Here is a 6,478-nt window from a genome sequence, read left to right as displayed (position 1 = left end):
CTGCTTTTTCATAAATTACATTCACCTTTTTATTTTAAACCTAATAAACAACCTATCTTTGTATCTATCTGTTTTTTTCTTAGATTTTACCTTGCGATAAAATAAGACTCTGCCGTTAATCACCCTCTTAATCACTAAGATTAAAGACTCTGTACAACGAGTAGCGATCTCTTTGTTTTGCAGTAATTTTAGGGTTGAAGTAAAACACCGTATCGTCGCTTAATCGCTTGATATACGGGTTAATCGATATGCGCTGCTGATTATACCAGCCTGTAAAATAGGAAAGATTTTCCTTTCTCCAGAGGTCTTTGTGCCCATTCATTTTTACAGCTGGTACATAAAGGAATTGCTCAACCCCAGCAACGTTAGCAAATTTTATCTGCTCTATTGGAAAACCAATCGGCAAGTAAGTCTTAGCAGCCATATAATCGCCACCTTGCGGCACTAGCGGGATATAACCATTATTGTCGCGGATAAGCATAGGAATTCTGGCTGTGAGTGAGTAGCAAGGCGAATAGACAGCAGTACAACTCTCATCTGAAGTACTGGTCACTTTAATTCTGTCCAAGAAATAAAAACCTTCTGAGCCCACTTTTTGATATTCTTCCTTCGCTTCACTTCCCATTGCCATTTTTATGGTATCTACAGCAATTCGGTTAACGTATTGTGCCTGAGTATCCAAGTCTTTATTGTTATCCACTTGAATAATTGTGTAGAGATATTGTTCGCCTAAAAGGGAATCATAGCCAGATCGCGAACCTTGTTGAGCTAGTAATCCCATCACCGCATCAAATGAGGTGATACTTCCTAATCCAGCGGCGACAACTGTAGCCACAGAAGAAGTATTAGCCAGTTCTTTGTGTGAATTTGTATCGTAATAAAACTTGTCTAAGTTGTTGGCATTACGTCCAGGTTCTATCCATCTTAGTGGATAGTAGAACCGTGTAGCTTCGGAAAATTCTTCCACATTGAGCGCATAGTCATCCGCATATTTACCCTGAGATTCAATGGACTCATTGGGAGTGCTTGCGCATCCAGATATCGCTAAAGTGAGAGCTGAAATCATGACGTTTTTTTTCATAGCACTATTTTTTGATGAGTTACCTAACATTAAATTTCCTATATTTATCAATAAGTAAACTTTTTGGCGAATGGCGTTTTGAGAAGCTTGATACCGAATGAATGAAGTCAGACCAACCCCACAACTTTCATTTTTAAATGAACTGAATTGCAACTATCATGACTATAAAAATTGCAGACAGTTTTATCGCAAAGACTATAGGCACCCTCTTATAGGTTTGATAAATTACCTCATAAAGTTCGTCCTGCTCTCTCTGCATGCTCTTTTCTTGAGACAATAAGACGCCATCACGTACCTTTTGAGCAATTCCTGGTTTCCACTGTTCGTACAGCTTTAGTCTTTCTGGAGAAGGAAATTCATCAACGTAATTTCTGCCCCTGATAGAAGCGAGAATCTGCTCTACGGTTCCGCTCTTTCTTAAAAACACCCTCATTTGTCCCGTAAAATGTTATCAGTCAAATTTGGCATCTTGGTCGCTTTTAACCTTAGAATCTGGGCGAGTAATTCACTCGTTACTCCTTTTCCAAATTCTGAACGTAAGTGACGTTCCGGATAGGGTTGTAATAGTTCTTCAGATCCAATTTCGCCGCAGGCGTACCATTGGGCATTCAATCCATGTGCGTGGGCTATCATCCGACGCACAGGGTCGTTGTCGTCCATTTGCATCCTGAAGGGTAATTCTGTATCAGGCGCTAATTCATCAGCGGAAAACACACCATGTTCAATAAGGTATGAACGATCATAAAAAATCCCTAACGGGTAAAGTAGTAGCCCCGATTCTGACGCTGCATTTTTTAGCTTTGCGATAGCTTGAAAATCCGGTTCCACCATTTCTAACAGTGTCTTTGTGCGAGTATGGAACCATTCTTTATACTTAGTGTGCACACTTGCATTACGTTGAAAATACTCATTCGAATAAAGCAAACTAAGCGTATCAAAATATAAAACCTTCACTGAAACCACCTAGTTCGTATTAGGCATAGTTAAAATGGTGCTTCATGAAAAAGTCCAGATGACATCCTCTTTCTAACGCTCTTTCCTCAATTTGCTTCCATAAGAGTGGTAAATAGGCTTTCAGATCTTCCGCTTCCGATTGATGATATTCATCCTCACAGTCCCCTGCAGCAGCTTTTAGCCACTCTGAAGGTGTTAAAATAGTGAGCCCAAGATGAAAATATTCTGGAATGGCTGCCCGTATTGATTCTTCGCTACCGCTAGCAACATACATTGTGAGGCCTTCACCTGTTGCGTAATAATGGCTAACACCGATGTAGAACATATCAATACCTCGCTAACATATTGTCTAATATTAAAAATATTTATTACTGAAATGCAGCAATTACACGCTCTCTGAAATTTCCTAAGTTCAATTGACCAGAAGAAGCTGAGTATGCAGTTATGATTGACGGTTTTTCCAAACGTTCTTTATCCCAACTAAGCTGTGTCTTCCCAATATCAGTTTTTTTCTTTTGTTGATCAGAGAAATAGGCTCGATCTAACGAAACAGAAGCTTGAGGTCTATCTTGCCAATTATCTGGTTTGATAAATAAGCATGAGTCCGGAATATCTTGCTCGATCTGCTCAGCAAAACTCACTAGGCTTTCTTCAGCAAAAGTGTACAACCAAGCTTGCTGATTCGAGGATTCATGCGTTCGCAAAATTCGTCCTAAAACTTGCCTGAAATAAAGTTCTGTCTTCACAAAACTTAAATGGCAACAGACTTGTAGACGTGGGATATCGGTTCCCTCACTAATCATTCCGACGCTGATAATCCACTGAGTCGTTCCGTTTCGATACCCATTGATTTTTTCTAGTGGATTTTCATGATAGTAAGTGACTATCTCTGTACTTTGCTCATATGTCTCAGTCAAAACTTTCTGAATTTCGATTGCATGTCCTACTGATGAAGCAACAACCAAACCACCGGCATTAGGGTTATCCATACGTATATCTGCTAGCTTTTTGCAACCAAGGCCAAGTACATAAGTCATTGCATCAATATTTTGCAAAATGCTTTGATACGGAGTTGCTGATTGCTTTAAAAGGTCAGGAATTGACGAAAATGACTTTGATTGTCCACTTTCTGAAATAGATAAGCGATCATTATCAATTAGTACAATTTTAGGTGAGCGACAGACCTTATCGATAATCGCTTGCTTTAAACCGTATTGATAATCACAGTGGATACGACCTTCTGCGTCAGAATACTGTGCTAACGTAATTGGCAATAAATCTGAGCGCCAAGGAGTGCCAGATAGGGATAATGTAAACGCAGCAATCCCTTGAATTTGTCTCAAAATTTGCTCACCCCATACATTGGCATTTTCAATTTCATCACCTGAACAATGGTGAATCTCATCAAATACAACCAATACGCGGTGCTTTTTAATTGTTTCCCAAAAGCTATCTCTAAGGTATTTCATACTCTGATATGTAAACGATGCACCTATTGAACCAAGTCCACCGGAAAAAGAGCATCCCAATCGCCATGAAAAGGTATTTTTGATACCATCAGCAATCGTTAATGATGGCGAAAAACAGAGGACCAGGTCAATTTTGTCTAAGTCATACAGCCTTTTGGCAATTTCGGCAGCGGCCACCGTTTTTCCAGCCCCTGGAGTCGCCTGAACCTGAAAATGTGAATGTCCAGCTAGATACTTTTCTAAAGCCGATCCAACACACTCCTCTTGCCATAGTCTTAACATTTTACTTCCCCACAATTACTAAGCTTTAGGGCGTGATTAAGAACATTTATTTTGGCTAGATATCTAACAGAGCGTTCTCTAGTTTCTTCGGATAGTTTTAACAATGATGATTTCTGTAAAGGTAACCTTTCAGACAATAGTTGAAATTCTTCGATCTCAGCTAAAGCTATCGCAAGTTCAGCTTCATACTTTCGTCGTTCCAAAGTCAGCTCATCAAGGGTAAGTGCTTCATCCGAATTTTTTACGACTGTTTTTAGCTTTTGTTGCTTACGCTTTTTCGGTTTGAATACAGTTTCTTTAAACTGCTCTGATTTGTGGTATGTCCTTGTCCGCCCTTGGCCATTAGTCCAAAGTAGCCCTTTCTTTTCTAAAGGCAATAACTGACGATAAAGAAATTTACGCGCTTCCGTTATATCCTCAAATTCTCCCGTAATCGTTAGTAGTTCGTCCCTTAAGGCAGGAACCGTTAATCCATCAAGTCCTTTCTCGATGAATAAGGTAAAAATATATTCATTAATCGCTGTTTTCTTCGTCATAAGAGCTCAACTACGAACCAAAATGCGGATTATAGTCCGTGGCTATAAAATCCGCAATGAAGGATATTCTTTCATTTTGAGTACCATTAAAAATGAAAGACTTAGCGAGACTGTTTGGGGATAACTTACGTAGAGAGCGTAAGCTTAAAGGTATATCTCAGGATAAATTGGCTATTTCAGCAGACATCGACCGAAGCTATGTCGGTCGAATCGAAAGAGGAGAGGTCAACATCACTCTAGAAAAAGCGTACCAGTTGGCAAGTATACTTGGTTGCGATGTGCGTGATTTGCTGCCATAAGGGAAACCCTAACTATAAAATTTATAAACACCTATGGAAGTAAAATATTATTGGAGAAATCGAGAGATAAGGTTTTGCAAAACTAATCTAGTTTTTCACGCGTTTTAAAGTCTAAAACGTTACTGTTCATTCCCATATCTTGAACATCAATCATCAACTCAACATATTTTTTTTCATCAGGAATCTGCCCCCACATGGCAACATTCATTTGATGCATTCTTACTGCTTGCTCTTTTATACGCTCTTTATAGCTCTCTAACTTTGAGTTTTTCGACGTTAATTCTGCCTTGATCATTTTTATTTCAGCCTTAGCTTTATCTAGATCATTTTTAGCTTTAATGTATAAAGGATGCCTATGGATGTCTTCATCAGACACATCTTTTACAGGACCATATTTACGAGCAGCTTCAGCGCTCAGAATGTCTTCCTTTAGTTTTGGATAACGTTCAGGTTTAACTACACCATTCGATAATCCAGCTTCCTTCTCGACACTTGAAACAGTAATTTTCAACTTATTGGCTTTAAGCTTCTGTTTTAGCTCCCTGTGGATTGGCCTTTTGGCAACAAGGCGTGCTAATGCGTCTCTTAACTGCCTCTCGGTCGGGCTTAATTCAGTTTCATCTGTCATGTCTTACGCCACCGTCTTTGTTGGTATAACCAAACTCAACACATCTTCTGCAAACTCATACTTATCATGTTCGAATTCTAAGTCATCCATTATTTCTTCAGCAGCTTTTACTTGCATATAGTATTTGGTTGCAGAACTTGAATTTAATTCATTGTTTTCTTTAAGCAATTCAATATTTCTCATCGCATCCATACGCGAACCTTCGGCATAAACAACGTTTTCAATATAGTCATATTCGCAATCCACACACTCACTTAAATCAATATTGATGCGCATAGAGCATAGTGTGTTGGTGCAATACAGACCAGGCGCAACAGCATGTAGGTGAGCTTTACCATTGGTTAACTGATCAATCCAGTAATCCTTTGATAACTTACGTTTGTTTACCCCATATTCAAAATAACTTTCACCTTCTCGACTAATTTCAGCAATCATTGCCTGCCCTTTACCACCTGCTATACGCTCACCATTCGCCATTTTTTGATATATGCGAGCAAAAATCTCAGCCTGTTGCGTAACCCGCTCTTTTCGTATTTCGCTATAAAGCTTTTCAAATGAATAGGCATTGCGGGCATACCATCGAGTCATTGCCATCGATAAATGCGATAACTGTTGCTTCAATGCAGGGAAAGAACATAACTCATAACCAATTAGATAGTACGCAAGTGAACGTCGTGTTTGGTGTGGCGTGAAGTGAAATTTATCGCTTTGTTTAAAAGATGTCTGGGTTGGGTCGGAGGTTTGTAAATACCCCATATCCTCGGCCGTCAGAATAAAATCAAAATTGTCTTTGTTAAAATTAATTTGGATAGATGCAGCCAGCGACGACTTTTCCAACTGAGTGAAATAAAATAAATCTAATAAATTTGCAAACATTCGGTGGCTGTCATCTTCTGCAAACCTGCTTCGAAACGGCGTATGAATGGCATTGACCACATGAAAGGCTTTTAAGCCTACTTTAGTAGTAACAAAAACATCGTCTTTAGTTTGGCTGTTTAGCGTAATTTTAGATTGGCGTGTAGTTAAAAAGTAAATGATTTCCTTGCCCGTATCGGACTCACAACCATTTTTATCAAACGATATTTTCTGAGCACCATAAACCGGGCTAATTCTGTATAACTCATCTACCCGCATCCCTGATAGAGCCAAACATAACCATGAGGCTTTTGCACTCATGCTTACCAAATATCGTCTAAAATCAGCCCAACCATAACTCGAGTCACCAATAC

At 39.2% G+C, this 6,478-nt stretch carries 7 protein-coding genes and 1 pseudogene; 1 reads left to right on the top strand and 7 read right to left on the bottom strand.

The window, feature by feature from the left end:
* Window positions 1–127 precede the first annotated feature (127 nt).
* The 5 genes from AACQ17_RS04615 to AACQ17_RS04595 form a co-directional block, all read right to left on the bottom strand.
* Entirely contained in the window at window positions 128–1,111 is a 984-nt protein-coding gene (locus tag AACQ17_RS04615) for a hypothetical protein (protein ID WP_094147018.1), read from the bottom strand.
* A gap of 399 nt (window positions 1,112–1,510) precedes the next feature.
* Entirely contained in the window at window positions 1,511–2,035 is a 525-nt protein-coding gene (locus tag AACQ17_RS04610; protein WP_038160589.1) for a hypothetical protein, read from the bottom strand.
* Window positions 2,036–2,054: 19 nt separating this feature from the next.
* A complete protein-coding gene (locus AACQ17_RS04605) occupies window positions 2,055–2,360 on the bottom strand; it encodes a hypothetical protein (RefSeq protein ID WP_011149152.1) in 306 nt (101 codons plus the stop codon).
* 43 nt (window positions 2,361–2,403) lie between these two features.
* Complete coding sequence (locus tag AACQ17_RS04600) at window positions 2,404–3,786, bottom strand: DEAD/DEAH box helicase (protein WP_038160595.1); 1,383 nt, start codon at window positions 3,784–3,786, stop codon at window positions 2,404–2,406.
* Window positions 3,780–4,322: a hypothetical protein gene (locus AACQ17_RS04595; protein ID WP_011149150.1), complete on the bottom strand. Its 543-nt coding sequence runs from the start codon at window positions 4,320–4,322 to the stop codon at window positions 3,780–3,782. The genes AACQ17_RS04600 and AACQ17_RS04595 overlap by 7 nt, the downstream gene beginning before the upstream one ends.
* A gap of 92 nt (window positions 4,323–4,414) precedes the next feature.
* On the opposite strand from AACQ17_RS04595, the gene AACQ17_RS04590 reads away from it, so the two are divergent.
* Window positions 4,415–4,621, top strand: coding sequence for a helix-turn-helix domain-containing protein (locus AACQ17_RS04590; RefSeq protein WP_094147017.1), 207 nt, complete (start codon window positions 4,415–4,417; stop codon window positions 4,619–4,621).
* Between the two features lie 82 nt (window positions 4,622–4,703).
* Here the strand turns inward: AACQ17_RS04590 and AACQ17_RS04585 are convergent, their stop codons facing one another.
* Both AACQ17_RS04585 and AACQ17_RS04580 read right to left on the bottom strand, forming a co-directional pair.
* Window positions 4,704–5,249 (bottom strand): hypothetical protein, encoded by a 546-nt coding sequence (locus AACQ17_RS04585; RefSeq protein WP_094147016.1) that lies wholly within the window; start codon window positions 5,247–5,249, stop codon window positions 4,704–4,706.
* Window positions 5,250–5,252: 3 nt separating this feature from the next.
* Window positions 5,253–6,478: pseudogene (locus AACQ17_RS04580) on the bottom strand (site-specific integrase); the annotation flags it as partial.

This window comes from Vibrio sp. V10_P2A27P122 (assembly GCF_963874335.1).
Taxonomy (GTDB): domain Bacteria; phylum Pseudomonadota; class Gammaproteobacteria; order Enterobacterales; family Vibrionaceae; genus Vibrio; species Vibrio anguillarum.
This window is presented reverse-complemented; position numbering and strand designations above follow the sequence as displayed.

Coding starts and splice junctions, on each gene's coding strand:
- AACQ17_RS04615 (WP_094147018.1), bottom strand. CDS start 1,111: ATGTTAGGTAACTCATCAAAAAATAGTGCTATGAAAAAAAACGTCATG.
- AACQ17_RS04605 (WP_011149152.1), bottom strand. CDS start 2,360: ATGTTCTACATCGGTGTTAGCCATTATTACGCAACAGGTGAAGGCCTC.
- AACQ17_RS04600 (WP_038160595.1), bottom strand. CDS start 3,786: ATGTTAAGACTATGGCAAGAGGAGTGTGTTGGATCGGCTTTAGAAAAG.
- AACQ17_RS04595 (WP_011149150.1), bottom strand. CDS start 4,322: ATGACGAAGAAAACAGCGATTAATGAATATATTTTTACCTTATTCATC.
- AACQ17_RS04590 (WP_094147017.1), top strand. CDS start 4,415: ATGAAAGACTTAGCGAGACTGTTTGGGGATAACTTACGTAGAGAGCGT.
- AACQ17_RS04585 (WP_094147016.1), bottom strand. CDS start 5,249: ATGACAGATGAAACTGAATTAAGCCCGACCGAGAGGCAGTTAAGAGAC.